Source organism: Lacimonas salitolerans (assembly GCF_042677865.1).
GTDB classification, from domain to species: Bacteria; Pseudomonadota; Alphaproteobacteria; order Rhodobacterales; family Rhodobacteraceae; genus Lutimaribacter; species Lutimaribacter salitolerans.
The window spans coordinates 1-921 of sequence record NZ_JBHUDD010000077.1 but is presented as its reverse complement, the minus strand read 5'-3'; the positions used below and the strand labels follow the sequence as shown (position 1 = coordinate 921).

At 56.7% G+C, this 921-nt stretch carries 3 protein-coding genes; all 3 read right to left on the bottom strand.

The genetic code is table 11. The annotated features are described in order from the left end of the window. Positions 1 to 39: 39 nt before the first annotated feature. A complete protein-coding gene (tnpB, locus tag ACFTOW_RS13315; RefSeq protein ID WP_379916509.1) occupies positions 40 to 285 on the bottom strand; it encodes an IS66 family insertion sequence element accessory protein TnpB in 246 nt (81 codons plus the stop codon). Beyond that, the gene (locus ACFTOW_RS13310) at positions 282 to 662 is read right to left on the bottom strand and encodes a transposase (RefSeq protein ID WP_379916511.1); all 381 of its coding nucleotides are present in this window, start codon (positions 660 to 662) and stop codon (positions 282 to 284) included. The genes tnpB and ACFTOW_RS13310 overlap by 4 nt, the downstream gene beginning before the upstream one ends. Positions 663 to 693: 31 nt before the next feature. Beyond that, a partial coding sequence (locus ACFTOW_RS13305; protein WP_379916507.1) for a transposase occupies positions 694 to 921 on the bottom strand: 228 nt, incomplete at its 5' end.

Genomic DNA, 921 nt, shown 5'->3' with positions numbered 1-921 from the left:
GCTGCCACAAGACGCCAGACCCCCAGTCTGGAAAAAGTATCAACTGAGGCCGAAAGGGACGTAGTATGAATGCAGATGGTTGTAGATCAGCACAAGACCTGTCCCGTCCCAAACCAGGATTTTCAACCTGTCACCCCGCTTGGAGCGGAATACCACCGTCAGGCCGGAATGTGGATCCAGCCCCAGTTCATTTTGTACCGTTGCTGCAAGCCCGTCATGACCACGACGGAAATCCACCGGCTTGGTCGCGATCACAATCGGCAGCCGCTGCCCTGCAACAATCACGACACCCCTCGCACCAAACGGATCAATTCAGCCGCGCGCACCACAGTGGCACCGGCCGGAACGCGGATAATGACATCCGATCCAATCGTGACCGTTATCTCATCGCATGTCTCGTTGCGTTCACCGTGCCCAGACATGCTGCCAGAGCCCTGCCATGTCGTGGCAAGTTCCAATGGCACAAAGGCAGGTTCAGGCTTATCGGCTGAAAGGGGTGCATCACTGACTGCTGCCATGACAGCCGCAGGCAGAACCAATTTGCCCTCACGCGCCATCCGTCGCCAATCAGACAACTGGTGCGGGATGATGTCATGGCGTCTTGCGACATCGACAACGCGCGCACCGGGCTGGAAACTGGCAGTGTCATGAACTCTGTGTATCTGGGCTGGCCCATGCGGGTTTCAGATACGGTCACGCGTTGAAACGCTCCTCGAACATGATAGCGAACTGATTGCGGGCGGCAAACCATTCCCGGACATTCCGGCCACCTTTCTCGAAGTTTCGGATCGCCAGATAGATCAGCTTCGTCGCGGCTTCCTCGGTCGGGAACGAGCCTCGGGTCTTGATCGATTTGCGAATGACCCTGTTCAAACTTTCAATCGCGTTCGTCGTGTAGATGATCTTACGGATGGCGGGATC